Raw genomic sequence first — 16,807 nt, forward strand, 5'->3', positions numbered from 1 at the left:
AATTTTGGATCTACGTTCATTTACTAAATTATATATGTTTAATTGGTAAAAATATTACTAAAATGATTATTTTAATTTATATAATTTATATAATTGATTAAATTGATGCTCTAAAATATAGTTTTATGAACCACATTAATTCTGTTGAATTTATACTATAATTTATAAATTTATTACACACTGTATAATAATTATTGCATTCAGTTGTCGATATAATATTAATTATATTTATATTTCACATACTATTATATTTTTAACCTATAAAAGAGGATTGAATGTTTGCTGGATTAGCTGATTTTTCAGAATATATATTATTATTAAACCTTTTTAAATATATTACATTTAGATCAATCGCGGCATTTTTAAGCTCTTCTTTTATGATTTTGGCCTTTGGAGATAAGATGATATCTCTGCTTAGAGCCTATCAAGGAGATAAGGGCCAGCCTATTCGTATTGATAATTTACCAATTCATTCTAAAAAAATTGGCACTCCAACTATGGGTGGATTGATGATCTTATTCGGGATCATAACATCATCTCTTTTATGGGCTGATTTTTCTTCTCCACATGTTATTATTGTTTTATTTTTAGCTTTTGGTTTTGGTATTGTTGGTTTTTGTGATGATTATTTGAAAATTATTAGTAAAAACCACAGAGGTTTATCGTGGTATATTAGGATTATTATAGAGATTATCATTGCTACTATTGCTATGTGTGCATTTTTATTTTTTTCAAAATCAAAGCTTTTGGGTATAGATACTACTACTGCTATTTCATTTCCTTTTATGAAGAATTTTATATTGGATATAGGAATATTTTTCATTCCATTTGGTGCTATTGTCATTGTAGCAGTAGCTAATGCTGTTAATTTAACAGATGGTCTTGATGGATTAGCTATTGTTCCGATTATGATTGCATCTGTTGCATTTGCTCTTATTGCTTATGCTTCTGGAAATGTTATTTTTGCTCATTATCTTCAAATAAACTTTGTACCAGGTGTCGGTGAATTGGCAGTTATTGTTGGGGCTTTAATAGGTTCAGGACTTGGTTTTTTATGGTTTAATGCACCTCCAGCTGCTATATTTATGGGAGATACAGGTTCTCTTGCTCTTGGTGCATTGCTTGGAGGAATTGCAGTAGCAACAAAACATGAGATTATAATGATAATTATCGGGGGTGTATTTGTCGTTGAAACTTTATCTGTTATTGTTCAGGTATTATATTTTAAAATAATTGGGAAACGTATCTTGTTAATGGCTCCTATTCACCATCATTTTGAGAAAAAAGGATGGAGTGAAAGCCAAATAGTAATTCGTTTCTGGATAATTTCTTTTATATTAGCCGTTGTTGGTCTATTAACTTTGAAGATAAGGTAACTTTTGTGCTTGTAAGTTATTTGAAAGGTCAATCGGTTGCTGTTCTTGGATTGGGTAATTCTGGTTTAGCTGTTGCAAATGCTTTGATGGCTTCAGGGGCACATGTTATTGCTTGGGATGATAATCCTAAATCTGTTCTTAATGCTAAGAATATTGGGATTAAAGTTGAAGATTTTCGCAATATAAGGTGGTCAAATATTTCTTCTTTGGTTGTCTCTCCAGGTATCGCAATTACAGGAAGTAAAGCTCATTGGTGTATTAAATTAGCGCTTAAATTTAATATTGAGGTTATCGGTGATATTGAATTGTTCGTTCGGGAAAGACGTTTTACTTGTGTAAATTCTCATTTTATCGCAGTGACAGGGACCAATGGAAAGTCAACCACTGTGGCATTGATTGCACATATTTTAAAAAGAAATGGTCTTGATGTTCAATTAGGTGGTAATATTGGTAAGCCTATTATGAATCTTGCAGATTTATCTGAAGATCGTTTTTATGTGATAGAATGTTCCTCTTATCAAATAGACATTTCGCCAACAATAAATCCTTCAATTGGAGTTCTTGTTAGCTTTTATCCTGATCATCTTGATAGACATCATACTGTGGAGAATTATGCACGTATTAAGCAACATCTTGTAAATAATAGCGAAAGTGCAATTATTTGCATAAATGATATCGTATGTGAAAAAATTGCATCTGATATGGTTGATAATGGTTATAAAACTACTAGAATCTATCCTATGCCAGTTACATCAGCAGGTGATATTTATATCGAAAAATTATGTATTAAATTATCCCCCACATCAGAGGTATTGCTAGATCTTTCCAATCAAAATGATGAATATAATATTCATAATATGGCTGCAGCTGTTACAGTTTGTATGCAATTGGGACTAAAAAAAGAAGATATAAAATCTGCTATATCTTCTTTTAGAGGATTACCACATCGTAGGCAAAAAATAGCAAAATTAGGAAACACTGTTTTTATTAATGATTCTAAGGCAACAAATATTCATTCTGTGCTTAATGCTTTTTTGGATGAAAAAAGAGTAATTCATTGGATAGTTGGTGGTTTGGCTAAATCAAACGATATTTCATGTATTTTAGCTTTTTTATCAAAAGTCACTAAAGCATATCTTATTGGTGATTCAGCAGATAGTTTTGCTATTCAGCTGGATGGTAAAGTAGATTATGAGATCTCTGAAACTCTTGAAAAAGCGGTAATAAGTGCTACTAGTTATGTTGTTAATTCTACTGTTCCTACTGTTGTATTGTTTTCTCCAGGATGTGCAAGTTTTGATCAATATAAGAATTTTAGAGAAAGAGGTTTTTCTTTTATGTCTCATGTTGCTAAAATAGATGGGATAGATATGCTAGTTGATATAGAAAAAGAAAGACAATCATCATGGTAAAACGCACTGAAAAGGGAATTTTAGCAGATTGGTTTTGGACTGTAGACTGGTTTATGTTGATCTCTTTCCTATCTTTAATAGCAATAGGTTTTATGTTGTCTTTTGCTGCTTCTATAACAGTAGCTGAAAAACTTAGATTTTCTAGCTTTTATTTTGTCAAAAGACATGCTTTTTTTCTTTTTCCTTCAATATTTTTAATGATAATCTTTTCATTTTTATTTCAAAAACAGGTTAAAAGTACGGCTGTAATTATACTTTGTTTGTCTTTGATAGCTATGATATTAGTGCTGTTCTACGGAGTAGAAATTAAAGGAGCTAGGCGTTGGTTATATTTTTCAGAAATCTCATTACAGCCTTCTGAATTTATGAAGCCTTCTTTTATCGTTGTATGTGCTTGGCTATTTTCTGAACAAATTCGTCAGCCAGATATCCCAGGAAATATTTTTTCTCTTATTTTATTTGGAATCGTAATAGCATTATTAATTGCACAGCCTGATTTTGGACAAAGTATTTTGGTGTCTGTAATATGGGGATGTATGTTGTTCATCACTGGCATTTCTTGGATATGGATTATATTATTAGGTATTTTGGGGATAATTAGTTTGACCTTAGCATATAATATGATGCCACATGTCACAGTGCGTATTAATAACTTTTTTACTGGAATCGGAGATTCTTTTCAGTCTAATAGTTCACGTGATGCTATTATAAATGGAGGATGGATTGGTAGGGGACCCGGTGAAGGTACTATTAAACGGTTGATACCTGATAGTCATACTGATTTTGTCTTTTCTGTAGCAGCTGAGGAGTTTGGAATTATATTTTGTATATTCATAATATGCATATTCGCCTTTATTACTATACGTTCTTTAATATACGCAATGAGAGAATTAGATGATTTTACCCGTATGGCTATATTTGGACTTGCATTGCAGATAGGTTTGCAGGCAGTTATTAGCATTGGTGTTAATGTGCATCTTTTGCCAACAAAAGGTATGACAATGCCTGCAATTTCCTATGGAGGATCTTCAATGTTGGGGATGTGTATCACAATGGGGTATATACTATCATTGACACGTTTTATCCCTGAGAAACGTTCCTATAAGTGAAGTATTTCTCGCAGAAGGATTATCTATGTTGATAAAAAATGATGTCGTATTATTAGTTGCAGGAGGGACAGGAGGACATGTCTTGCCTGCAGTCTCATTATCGCATGAGTTACAAAAAAAAGGATATAACATCTGCTTAGCAACAGATGAACGTGCTAAAAACTTAGCTCAAAAACAATTTGCGGGGACTATATATGTAATTTCTGCTGCTCAAATAAATTTCTCAAGTTTATTTGTTTTATTTCGTTCTATTATTAGCTTATTGAAGGGATTGAAAGAATCCTTTGTTCTTATAAGGAAAATTAAGCCGAAGGTAATTGTTGGCTTTGGAGGTTATCCAACGTTATCTCCTATGTTGGCTGCTATAATTTTGAGAATACCTACTGTAATTCACGAACAAAATGTCATTATGGGAAGAGCAAATCGTATTTTATCTTTAGGGGTTAAAGTTGTTGCAGGTGGTCTTTTTTGTCCAAAAAATGGTTTTTTATATGACAAAGTAGTGGTTACAGGTAATCCTATACGTTCTTCTATTATAAAAAGATCAAATCTGCCTTATAAAGCTAGTACTAAATTAGAGCCTTTCCATTTGTTTATATTTGGTGGGAGCCAAGGTGCAGCAATATTGTCGGATGTTGTGCCAAAAAGTATCGCTCTGCTTACTTTAAAACAGCGTCAAAGATTGATTATTACTCAACAGGTAAGGGAAAACGAACAAAACAAAGTGCAAAAACAATACGATTTGCTAGGATTAAAAGTTAAGATCGCACCGTTTTTCTATGATATTGATGAGCATATTGTTAATGCTAATTTGTTGATATGTCGATCAGGAGCTTTGACAGTATCTGAAATAGCTGTTATAGGACGCCCTTCAATCCTTATTCCTTATCCTAATTCAGGAAGTAATGATCAGTTGTTAAATGCAATATTTTTGCAAAATGGAGGTGGGGCGGAAGTAATAACACAAGATTGCCTTTCGCCAGAAATATTAGCGAAATCTATCTCTTATTGTATAGATAACCCAGATTATTTAGTTAATATGGCTAATTCAGCATTATCAAAAGGTAGGCCTGATGCTGTTTTATCACTTGTAAATTTAATTGAAAAAATTGCTGGAAACAATTAATTTTAAAAATATTTTTTGTATAATTTGGATAAAAGTTGATATTAGTGACAATATCTAGTTTTTAATAATTATTTTTATTTCTTTAATAAAAGCATGTAAAAAATATCTTTTATTATTATCTATTTGTAATTTATTCATATAGAAAGATACCTATAATCTTTTCTGTTTTTAATTTTGGTTGATAAGATCGCTTATAAAAAAGGTTTGTCTAATTTAAAGAGGATAATATTATTATGCTACCAGAAGGTATAGGTCTCATACACTTTATAGGTATAGGCGGAATAGGTATGAGTGGTATAGCTGAGGTTTTGCATAATACTGGTTATAAGGTACAAGGATCAGATATATACTTAGGTGCAAACGTAGTTAGACTTAGGGAAAAAGGAATCGAGGTTTTTATTGGTCATAAATCAGAAAATATAGGGGATGCTTCAGTCATTGTTGTATCTACAGCTATTGATAGCAATAATCTTGAATGTATTTCTGCTCGCGAAAGAAATATACCTATAATAAGCCGTGCTGAAATGTTGGCAGCAATTATGAATTTACGTAGATCTATTGCTATTTCTGGAACTAATGGTAAAACAACAACCACTTCAATTATTGCTACATTGCTTGATATGGGTAATCTCGATCCAACAGTTATTAATGGAGGGATTATTAATTCTTATGGAACAAATTCAAAAATAGGCAAAGGGGAATGGATAGTAGCTGAAGCAGATGAATCAGATGCTAGTTTTTTAAAATTGCCTGCAGATATTGCTGTAGTTACCAATATATATCCAGAACATTTAGATTATTACGGTAATTTTGATGCTGTTCGTTCTGCTTTTAGTCAGTTTATTAATAATATTCCTTTTTATGGTTTTGGGGTGCTTTATTTCGATAATCCAGATGTGCGCAATCTTATCCCTAATATTAAAAATCGTCAGATTATTACTTATGGCAATAATCCTCAAGCTGATGTTTATTATTATAACATCAGAAAATTCTCAGATCATACTGTCTTTGATATCGCTATTCGTGGAAAGGCAATAAGTAATCATGTAGAGATTAAAGATTGTGTTTTATATATGATTGGAAAACATAATGTTGCAAATGCGTCTGCTGCTATTACTATTGCTTATAAATTAGGCGTATCATTAGAAAATATTACCAAAGGTCTTGCCGCTTTTGCTGGAGTTAAAAGACGTTTTACTCCTGTAGGAGTATGGAAAAATATACATTTTTTCGATGATTATGGTCATCATCCTATAGAAATATCATCAGTTCTTACTGCGGCTCGTGATGTCTGTAATAGAAAAGTAATAGCTATACATCAACCACATCGTTATTCACGACTTGAATCATTATTTGATCAATTTATCACCTGTTTTGATGTTGCTGATGTTTTATTTGTTACTCCTGTTTATGAAGCTGGAGAAAAAAAAATTAAGGGAATTACTTCTCAACAATTAGTCAAAAGGATCAGTAAAAATGGCCATAATGCAGCTTATTACGTGGATTCTTTAGATTTTCTTGTTAAAAAAATATCAGAAATTGTAAAGTCAGGGGATTTCGTAATATTCTTCGGTGCAGGAAGTATTTCCCAATGGGCTTCTGTTTTTGTTTCTAAAATACAAAATATTCAATAGGTAATTTGTGAAAGATAATCTTATCTCTTATACAAAAAAATTAAGATGAAAATCTCAAGAAAATTTTCCAATGCGTAAAATCATTTGCTTTCGTACTGGTGAAAATGCCGATCTTATGTTCTATCCACAAGATATTGATGATTTTGCCTTAATATTTATCCTGTAACTGTTGTGGGTTTAGGTTCAAATATTTTAGTGTTTGATGCAGATATTAAAAGTATAACGATATGCTTATCTCAATCTTGATTTTGTAAGTTAAAAGTAAAAAATGATTTTAAAATTATTTCTGGTGCTAGCTGTTTTGGTAAAATAGTCTCTAATTTAGCTTTACAGCATGGTAGGGATCATTGGCGGTTTCCACTTTTTGTCTGGGATACCTGGATCTATTGGAGGAGCAGCATTTATGAATTCTGTAGCTAATTATTGTGATATATCTGAACTTATTATATAAATTAACGCTGTAGATCGTAGGGGAAATCACCATGTCATTTCGAAATGACATGCAATATTGATATCGTTCTTCGAGCATTCCAAAATATCTTATTATAACAAGTGTTGTATTTCAGGATTTTCAAGAAAATAAAAATATTATAAGTTATGCTATTGCTGATGTCTTGAAACATCGTGCATCTGTACAATCTAAAAGAGAAAAATAGGAGGATATACCTTTAAAAATCCTGTGGGATATTACGCATGGAAATTGCTAGATGATGCAAAATTTCCTGGATTGACTTTTGGTGTATCTAAAATTTCGGAATTACATTGTAATTTTATGTTTAATACGGGTAATGATACAGGATATGATATTGAATATCTTGGTGAACTTGTATGTAAAAAATTTCTTTTTAAAGTAGGAATACTATTAGAATGGAAAATAAATCGTATAGGAGAATTTGATGATGAGTATCAAATTTTTCTTTAGATTAAATTCAATTATATTTTATTTATTAGTGTTTTGCATATAAAAAAATTATAGATAATAAAACTACTTGTTAGCGATTTAAGTAGATATTATATTTTCATATTGTTGCTTATAATATATAATTTAACCTAATAAAATAAAATATTATCTCTATAATATGGGGATAAACGGGATATATAGCATTTTTGATATATAATATTTTGAAAAACGATATTATTTATATTATAACAAGGTTAGTTGTTTTATAATTAATTTGCTATTACTGCTCAGTAATAATTCCTATAAATTTTTTAAAAACTTCTCATATCGTTTTTGTATATATCTTATAAAAATAAGGCCTTATTGATCCTATATGATAAAAGGTAATCATCCTAATTTTGAATTTGAGTTGAAATTACATCAAAAAAACTTATGGCCTATAGCTGGAATAGATGAAGTTGGACGTGGTGCTTTAGCAGGTCCTATCGTAGTGGCTGCTGTTATTCTTAATCCAGATAAAATTCCTTTGGGAATTAATGATTCAAAAATGTTAACACAAAAAAAACGAGAAAAAATATACGAAGAAATAATTGATAGTTCTATTATATCAATTGATTATGCAGATAATATTTACATTGATAATAATAATATACACAAAGCAACACTTGATATTATGTGTACTGCTGTCAAAAAATTATATATATTGCCTAAATCAGTTCTTATTGATGGACGTAGTGTGCCTAAAAATCTACCATGTCAGTCTTTTGCTATTGTTAAGGGAGATAAAATTTCTCTATCTATTGCGGCTGCATCTATAGTTGCGAAAGTAACACGTGATCGTATTATGAGAGAAGCTCATAAAATATACCCTAAATATGGTTTTGATTCTCATGTAGGGTATCCTACTGCAAAACATTTACAAGCTATAAAAGAAAATGGACCAAGTACTATTCATAGAATGAGTTTTCGTCCTTTAAAATACTTTAATTTGTGATTATTTATAATATAATTATTTGATTTTGTTATGAATTTAAGTGAAATTTGCCATTAAATTTATAAAAAAGTTTTCAAACTTAAGAGTAAATTCGGTTGAAATAGTTATTTTATAAATTATTTTTATTGAAATTAATCTATATCTACAATCTGAATAGTAGACTACTATTATTAATATGTAGATAATTAGTTTATAAAATTAAAAATAATTTTTTATCTTCAAAAAAAGTTATAATTATGACTTTTGCTAAAAAAATAAACTTTCTCATTATAAAAAATATAAGGAATTAATTTAATACCAATAATAAACATTCCTATGCGAATGTTAAAAAAAATCGCATAGGAGATAAATCATATTTTCTAAGTTAAATTGCTCATATTAAGAAAGACATTGATTATAAATATCAATAATAATACGAATTATACTTATAATTTATTCTAATATAATAATTGCAATAATTTATATTTAAAACATGTATTATTAATAGTGATATCTAATATTCATAGAGAACCTATGTTTATCAAGATTGGCATCAATATCATCGGTAATAACATCAACTTTAGGATCAGCACTACTGTTACCTTTGTTTGTTAACTCAAATTTACCAGTAGTATAATGATACGATCCTCCTACAGAAATATTATCATCTATCCTGACCTGTGTACCAATTCCTATCACAGGAGCAAATAAAATTTTATCTGTGAATTTCAACTTTTTAAAAACATCAGTTTTACCATTCGCTTCTACTGCTTCTGAAGATTTGTCAAGTATTCCTGATACAGATAATCCACCTTCTCCATAGATTAGAATGGATTCAAATGAATATCCAGCGCGCAACATAGATCTACTCTCAATGGTGTAAGTATTTTTACTATTTTTTTCGGTTCCACTGGTTTTTAATTCGGAAGATACTTCTTTTTGTAGCAATCCAGCTGTTAAATCAGCATTAAAACCAGCAACAAAATCGCCCATTTGATAATCATATCCGGAGCCTAATCCAATGTAATAAACTTTGCTATTATTTGATTTTGAGCCTAAGATATCAACTTTATTATACTGCATAGCAAGATTGAGAGATGTGCTATATCCGGTCCATAATCCGCGCTCATCGAATTGATATCTATTTCCTATAGAAAAGATTGAATCTGATGTTGAGCTCACAGACGATTTACTGAGAGAAGGTTTTTTCGATACATCTACAGCTAAAGACTGACTTGGTAAAATACCAAAAGCAGCTGCTAAAAGACATGCACTATACTTGTTAGACTTCATATAAAATTCTCCGAAATATAATCAATAAATAAAAATATAAAATAAAATAAATTACCAAAGTAATCCTATGATTATCTTCTCTAGCAATATATACAATGTCAAGGAGATAATTAATTAAATATTATTTTTTTTTAATAAATTTGATTCTATTATTATTGTGATTGATTATGAATTTTAGCATTACTGTTGGGATTTGTTTGCCTAATCACTATGATAGATTTGTATTAAAATACAATTATATTTTTTTATTATTTGAACTAATAAATTTTAATTTAGATTTTTAATACGCTTATATTATTTATATCATTTAATTTTATAATAAATTGTTTTTCTTTTAAATTTGAATTCAAGTTAAATATGATAAATTGTTATATCAAAATATGGTGCATAATAATCCTTTTATGATAATTTATTATAAATTAAATCAACTTTGAACCCATATATATTTTTGCTTATTACATCATGAAAAATATCAAGAAAACATTAGATGAAAAATGTTTTGATATGTAGCATGTAATATTTTTTTATGCTTAATCATTTAAATTTATCCTTTATATTGGGAATCCCATAATGAGAAATTAATGCATCGGTTGCATGACATAAATTAACGATTAAATTTAATGGTGTAGGGGACATTATCCCATCATCTCTGCTAATAAAATAGTTTAAAGATTTCCATAGGTTGCAGTATGTTTTAACTTGTGCTTCTTCTATAGATTTTTTTAGAGATAGCCAATGTTTTTTAATTGATAAACGTCGTTTTGTATCTTCTTCTTCGCTATATGACTGGCTCTTAAATTCACCTGATCTTTTTAAACTATCTGGAGCTTGGATCATTTGCATATATTGATTATATTGATTAGCAAAACACACAAAAGCTTGGTATTGCTCAGGAGATATTTTTCCAGTAATTCTTAGACGGCCTATGCGGCTTCCTCCTTCTGCTTGAGCTGATTGAAGAGCAGTTAGTCCAAAAAGACGCATTCTAGCTTCTTGTACAACTGTTATAGGCGATAAATTGATCTTTTTTGATCGAGAGATTCTGCCGCTATTAGTACGTGATACTCCTTCTTTGCAGGGACGGCCTTTAGACTTTTTCTTATGACATTTTTCGCCTTGCTTAGTCATTAGCAATCTCCTATCATTTATAAAAAAATTGTAAATTTATTGCTGTGTCTAATTTATTATATTCCTTAAATAATTAGATAAATTGAAAGCATATCATTGAAAATTTTGTTTAATAAAAATAAATTCCTTCGATTTTTTAAATTAATTATCACTGTCTTTTAGTAATTTATTTGGGACTAAACAGCCTTGTTCATCTGGAGAAGGCCCCCATTCTGATGGCCAAACGTCATAACGACGAGACCATGTTAAACGTTTTAACCATTGTGCTTCATCTGTTGAATTATCGCTTGATAATATATTTGTATCAGTGAAAGAAGTTGGATCTGTCGAAGAGTTTTTGTGTTTTATAGGAACATGATAATTTGATTCTTGATTAATATATTCTAATCTCTGGGACACGGGCGTGGGCTCAAGCCTCGCTTCAGAATAATCTAGTATTATTCTTGTTAGCAAAAATACGTATTTGAGCAGATTTTATGCCACCTTTCCTACCATTTTTACTACATTCTTCTGTAGCTTTTATCGCTTTTATAATTTCTTTTTCAACTCTAGCATTATAAATATAGCCATCTTTAAAAAAAATCTTATTTTCCTTTTTTAGACATAATCTAATATTGCGCCATTTTCTCGTTGAGCAGCCGCAAACACCAGCAATATATTTTTCATCATCAGGAATTGAACCTCCGTGATCATACATTAAATCTAATAAAATGCTATATACTCCTTTCTGTTCAAGGGTTAATCTAAAGACACCAGAAAGAAAATCAGCAGGATAACGTTTATACCATGGACGATAGTTCATTATTTTTTCACATCTCTTATAACGGAATATGGCATGTTTGCAAATAATGGTATTGATTCAATTGGACCATTGCGTTGCTTTGCTATAATAAAGTCTAGTTTATTTTCAAATGCAGATAGATCTTGTCTTTCAAATCTTTCATCTGATGTGCCTCCTTTTTCGCGTGCTAGGTAGTATACGTATCGATATAAAAAAGCTATGGTGTCCGCATCTTGTTCAATAGAGCCAGAATCGCGCAAATCTGATAGTCTTGGGATTCTATGCGTCCTGCTTTCAACAGAACGATTTAGCTGTGATAGCAGAATAATGGCTACATTTAATTCACGTGCCAGCGCTTTGAGCCCTGCTGTTATTTCTCCGATCTCATATGTACGATTTCCTTGATAGCGATTAGATGGGCGTATAAGACTTAGATGATCAATAATAATCGCTCGTAAATTATTGCCAGATTTGCAAAAAATTTGCGATATGCGTTCACTACGGATGCGGATTTCTGTTATACTAGCTGAAGGGCGATCATCAATTATTAGGGGAATATCTTGTAATTCTTGGCAAACTGTTTCAAATATGCTTTGTTGTGATTGATTGATATCTCCTCGTATAATGTCAATATATGGAATACGCGATTGGCGATCGTATAAGAGATCAGAAATTGCTCTTGCTCCTAGTTTTTCTCTATCCATTTCAAGACTGAAAAATGCAACTCCATGTCCGCACATCGCCATTCTCAAACCAGCTGAAAGTGCAAATGTAGTCTTGCCCATAGAAGGGCGAGCTCCTATTAATATGAGTTCACTCGGTTGTACTCCGCCAGTTAAATGGTCAATGCTTTTTAGTCCCCATTTGAGATTTAAAACTCCATCCTTCATTCTTTGCTTCTCGGCTGTTTTAATTGATTTTATAGCTGCTTCTGAAATAAAAATGGCAGATGGTCCGCTTAATTGATTATTTGCAAGTTGGACTTCTGTCATTATATCTTCAAATCTTTGCATTGATTTTTTTATCAATGATGTAGCGTCACAACCGGGATCAGAGGTTTTTATTGACAGTTCTTGCGCTTCTTGAGAAATTTTTATCCTAGACCATTAATTTATAACTCGACGTGCAGAGTTAACTCCATGCGTACTAATTGAAGATGTGTTTGCTAATAAATTTGCAAGATATGTAGATAATGATATATTTGTCTTACTTTCAAAACTATCTACAACATCTGATGACATAATTCGTTTTACAATTAATGGATTTATCTTTCCAAATCTATCATGCGCTAATAAAATAGCTTTAAACATCTCTTGGTGTATTGGATCTATGAAATGTTTTTCTTTTAAAAATATGCTAATTTGTTTTAAATCGCCACCAAATAACATATATCCTAGTATTTCTTGTTCAAATTCAATAAAAAAATCTTTTTCAATTTTTTTCATAAAATTATCCTGTTAAAATAATAATTTTTATTAAAATAAAAAATAAGATGAGCTGTTTTTTTGACAGATATTACGGGAGTAAAATATGGGAAAAATAATAAGATGAAAAATTTTATAAATATTGTTGATGTTAGATTACGCTATTTTTGATACATGAAATTAATTTAAAAATACTTATCACCTTTCTTTCAATAATTATGTGCTTTGGCATTATTTAAAATTGATATATTCTTAATAAATAAACGTTGAAGTTTATTAATTTAGGTAAAAAACTAACAGTTGCGTCATGCTCATAATTTGTTAAAAAAATAATTAATAGTAAAATTTGTATTGTATTCAGTTTTTTATTAAAACAAAATTATAGAGTTATATTTTTTAAATTGTGATAAAATAATAATAAGAGAATTTATTCCTTAATTATAATATATTTTTATTTAAAAATCTATATATAAAGATAATAATTAGTGAATATATTGTTATTACTTTTTGAGTTTTAATATTCAATCTGTTATAGTTTACGGCATGCATCAAGTCTTTATATAAAGTAAACTCACAAGCCAAACTTTGTTGCGTCCCTTAATCCCAAAATTTTTGTAATTTTTCTATTTTTTCAAGTTTTAAATTTATCTGTTTTTTATTTCATGGCAGGTATTTTTTTTAATATATTTTTTTTACATGCTCTTTTGAATAACGAAAGCATAGATTTTTATATTTAAAATTTCCTGATTTTTTGCATAACTTGATAAAAATAATATAATAGTAAAGCACATACTCAATTCATTATTTTTAAAGACATGTGAGTTACATAATGAGAGATCAATAACAGCATGTTATACAGATAGCATTGAGCATCTTGATACATCAAGCATAAGTTATTAAGTCTAATGTTGTTATTTTCTATTTTATATATCAACTAAAAAATGGTTTAAGTCATGATAATATCTTTTTTAGCATGATGTATATTTAGGTTTTTACTTCTTTTTATCTTCTCTATTTTTAATATAATATTAGATTTTATTATCAGAATATATGACGCACAAGCATTATATATAATATGATAAGATAAAGTTATAATTGGCATAAATAAATGATTATACATCAATTGATCTTGCAGAGATTAAATACGATATTTAAAAACTTAAAGCAGATAAGCTTATAAGATTGTCTAAGATTGACGTTCAATAATCCAAAAGAGGTTGACGATTTATCATTTTAATACGACCTTTAACAACGTTATTTTGGATTATTATTTATCTGTTATTGGTTTGGTGTAGTTTGAAATAAGACTATTTTGATAAAAGCCTGCTTGCTATTTTAACATATTTTGAATAACAAATTATCTCTTGTATACTTGAATTTTAGCATAATTATACGATTGTGAAAAAAAGAAGGGGGAGATATAAAAAAGATTATTTGCGTCTAATAGCTCTATATATTTTTAAATATACTATGGATAGAAGTGTATTTTCTAAACATAGCATTAAAAGTTTTATTATTGTTGAAATATCACCATAGCTCTTATATATGTCATACGTCATTCTACCCGTATGTGGTGTGATTATACATAGACAAAAGAATAAAAAGGCTATAAAAAACGGTTCTTTTATTTTATGGGAATATTCTTGCATATACTTTTTGAATTTATAGGATGTTATAATCCTACATCCGAAGTAGAAACTTAATAAACAAAAAAGGACAAGGAATATTCCGAAAACTGTGTAGTCAATATAGTCCCAATTCCATCTATCTTTTGTGAACGTCAAAGGTATAGCCCAAGCAATAAACCAAGTAATAAGATTTATCATGAAAAAGTCAGATTTATCTCTATTCATATTTACAGACATCCCTAGCATATTTAAACATATTTTTTATACGTTGATCTAAATCAGCAAAAACATACCAAGTCAATAATAAACATAGTATACTAGGCTATAGATAATATATCCCTTGATAAACAGTATTCTCTTTTCCCAGGAGAATGGTAAGCGCCTATAAATTAACGCTACATCGTTAGCTTGATAGACTGCTTTCTTTTACATTTTTCTTTTATATAATAGTAATAGGGATTGCCAATATTAATAAAGATTGGATTTTCAAGTTTTTCGTGTCCATGACAGTTTAACCTGTTTTTATGTTCTTAAGTATGCTATCTTCTAAATAAGAGCATAAAACAATTACATTTTTCCTATCTAAAATAATAGTTGTCTACATCACTGTATTCTTTTTTGAAATACCTTTTTGTCTGGCTATGATATCTTAAATAGCTTTTTGGTGATCTGCGATAATAGCTGTTAATATAAGTTCCATCTCTTCTAAAACATCCTCTCACGTGGACATTTTTACAAGATCGTCTTCCCCGTATCTATGTCAATAATAAATTTTATATGCGAAAGCGGTGTATCTCGCTAAACAAGAAAGCATAACATAACCTTAATAATAATATAACTATAACATTAATCTTTAATACAGTTAATTAAATAAATAGTTGTATCTTTAAAAATAATTTACCTATTAAAGTAAATAATTTAGAGTTTAATTAGTTAAAAAGATTGTATTTATGTTTAATGCTAAAATGATTAGTTATTAGAAGATAATCAGAATCGGAGTTATTGTTGATGTAAAAGGCCCGGGATTGCTACGTGAAAATCACGTTTAATCAACGAACATAAGATTTTGGATATATTTGTATAATATATTGATTTTATTGGATTTTTTATCAATAATTATTCATTATAAAGGATATTAGTTTTAAACAGTTAGATACATAACAGGTTAATAGTCCTATTGGTGTTTTTTATAAGGAAGAATTTTTTTTAAGATTATTAAAAAAAAGATGTTTTTTCTAGATTATATTTTTATGTAAAGATTGATGTATGGAGCTTGACCTTTAGTAAATTTATTATCTTTTAATAAAAAATATTTTACATTTTAGATGATTGTTAAACATAAAAATACTACCACAGTCTATGATATAATCGGATAATGAGAAACAGTGGTAGTACTCAAAAATCAATAGTTAAATTTCTTATGGTTTAAGAAGCTTCCATAAAGGTGTTTTTAATGTATGAGCTAGAATAATCATATTATCTATATTTATAGTAGATTTACCTGTCTCTAGTTCGCTTATCCATGATTGGGCAAAGCCAGTTAGGTCTCTTATTCCTTTTTGTGTAATCTTGTATTCTTTTCGCATATTTCGAAAATTATTTACAAAAACCATCCTCTCACGCAAGATATCGTCTGACAAATGAGAATTATATTTTTTACGCCGTGTCATATTATATCATCACTTTCTATCTGTTTATCTATCTATCTATTTAATACGAAATACACATTATATTTATATTATATAGATATATCTGTATCAATATATTTTATATTAAAGATACATTTGTATCAATTATATACAATAGCAGAAAATAGTTCCTAAAATATAGTAATGATTTATTATTATGTTTCATAATTTGCGCACCATATGTATAGACTAAAAAATACTTATATTAATCAAAAATATTTTTGATAGTCATAGTCAACTGTATTAAAAATATAAAATTACATGATAGAGAAATACAAATTATTTTATATTAGCGAATATCTAATATATTATTTGATTTGACGATTGATTATTA

14 protein-coding genes are annotated in these 16,807 nt (G+C 29.1%); 7 read left to right on the forward strand and 7 right to left on the reverse strand.

The window, feature by feature from the left end; genetic code table 11:
- Positions 1-275 precede the first annotated feature (275 nt).
- The 7 genes from mraY (at position 276) to LAM_RS02350 (ending at position 8,552) form a co-directional block, all read left to right on the forward strand.
- A complete protein-coding gene (gene mraY / locus LAM_RS02320; protein WP_007557358.1) occupies positions 276-1,376 on the forward strand; it encodes a phospho-N-acetylmuramoyl-pentapeptide-transferase in 1,101 nt (366 codons plus the stop codon).
- Positions 1,377-1,381: 5 nt separating this feature from the next.
- Positions 1,382-2,788, forward strand: a complete 1,407-nt coding sequence (gene murD / locus LAM_RS02325; protein ID WP_007557359.1) for a UDP-N-acetylmuramoyl-L-alanine--D-glutamate ligase — start codon at positions 1,382-1,384, stop codon at positions 2,786-2,788.
- The gene (locus LAM_RS02330; protein ID WP_007557360.1) at positions 2,782-3,897 is read left to right on the forward strand and encodes an FtsW/RodA/SpoVE family cell cycle protein; all 1,116 of its coding nucleotides are present in this window, start codon (positions 2,782-2,784) and stop codon (positions 3,895-3,897) included. The genes murD and LAM_RS02330 overlap by 7 nt, the downstream gene beginning before the upstream one ends.
- Positions 3,898-3,922: 25 nt before the next feature.
- The gene (gene murG, locus LAM_RS02335) at positions 3,923-5,023 is read left to right on the forward strand and encodes an undecaprenyldiphospho-muramoylpentapeptide beta-N-acetylglucosaminyltransferase (RefSeq protein WP_007557361.1); all 1,101 of its coding nucleotides are present in this window, start codon (positions 3,923-3,925) and stop codon (positions 5,021-5,023) included.
- Between the two features lie 230 nt (positions 5,024-5,253).
- A complete protein-coding gene (gene murC / locus LAM_RS02340) occupies positions 5,254-6,657 on the forward strand; it encodes a UDP-N-acetylmuramate--L-alanine ligase (RefSeq protein WP_040055905.1) in 1,404 nt (467 codons plus the stop codon).
- 652 nt (positions 6,658-7,309) lie between these two features.
- The gene (locus tag LAM_RS05485) at positions 7,310-7,579 is read left to right on the forward strand and encodes a UDP-N-acetylmuramate dehydrogenase (protein WP_276224802.1); all 270 of its coding nucleotides are present in this window, start codon (positions 7,310-7,312) and stop codon (positions 7,577-7,579) included.
- Between the two features lie 352 nt (positions 7,580-7,931).
- Positions 7,932-8,552, forward strand: coding sequence for a ribonuclease HII (locus tag LAM_RS02350; RefSeq protein ID WP_007557365.1), 621 nt, complete (start codon positions 7,932-7,934; stop codon positions 8,550-8,552).
- Positions 8,553-9,032: 480 nt separating this feature from the next.
- Here the strand turns inward: LAM_RS02350 and LAM_RS02355 are convergent, their stop codons facing one another.
- From LAM_RS02355 to LAM_RS02385, 7 genes are all read right to left on the reverse strand, one after another.
- The gene (locus LAM_RS02355; protein ID WP_007557366.1) at positions 9,033-9,824 is read right to left on the reverse strand and encodes an outer membrane protein; all 792 of its coding nucleotides are present in this window, start codon (positions 9,822-9,824) and stop codon (positions 9,033-9,035) included.
- Between the two features lie 534 nt (positions 9,825-10,358).
- Entirely contained in the window at positions 10,359-10,952 is a 594-nt protein-coding gene (locus LAM_RS02360; protein ID WP_007557367.1) for a hypothetical protein, read from the reverse strand.
- A 141-nt stretch (positions 10,953-11,093) separates the two neighbouring features.
- Positions 11,094-11,351: a hypothetical protein gene (locus LAM_RS05490; protein ID WP_240532044.1), complete on the reverse strand. Its 258-nt coding sequence runs from the start codon at positions 11,349-11,351 to the stop codon at positions 11,094-11,096.
- A 22-nt stretch (positions 11,352-11,373) separates the two neighbouring features.
- Positions 11,374-11,754 carry a YdaU family protein gene (locus tag LAM_RS05495; protein WP_023466246.1) on the reverse strand — a complete coding sequence of 127 codons (381 nt, stop codon included), beginning with the start codon at positions 11,752-11,754 and terminating at the stop codon, positions 11,374-11,376.
- Positions 11,754-12,725, reverse strand: coding sequence for a replicative DNA helicase (locus tag LAM_RS02375; RefSeq protein ID WP_240532045.1), 972 nt, complete (start codon positions 12,723-12,725; stop codon positions 11,754-11,756). The genes LAM_RS05495 and LAM_RS02375 overlap by 1 nt, the downstream gene beginning before the upstream one ends.
- Positions 12,726-12,839: 114 nt before the next feature.
- Positions 12,840-13,178 (reverse strand): DnaB-like helicase N-terminal domain-containing protein, encoded by a 339-nt coding sequence (locus tag LAM_RS05500; protein WP_023466248.1) that lies wholly within the window; start codon positions 13,176-13,178, stop codon positions 12,840-12,842.
- 3,025 nt (positions 13,179-16,203) lie between these two features.
- Positions 16,204-16,455, reverse strand: coding sequence for a helix-turn-helix domain-containing protein (locus tag LAM_RS02385; RefSeq protein WP_007557623.1), 252 nt, complete (start codon positions 16,453-16,455; stop codon positions 16,204-16,206).
- Between the last annotated feature and the right edge of the window lie 352 nt (positions 16,456-16,807).

Origin of the sequence: Candidatus Liberibacter americanus str. Sao Paulo, assembly GCF_000496595.1 — a bacterium.
GTDB lineage: Bacteria > Pseudomonadota > Alphaproteobacteria > Rhizobiales > Rhizobiaceae > Liberibacter > Liberibacter americanus.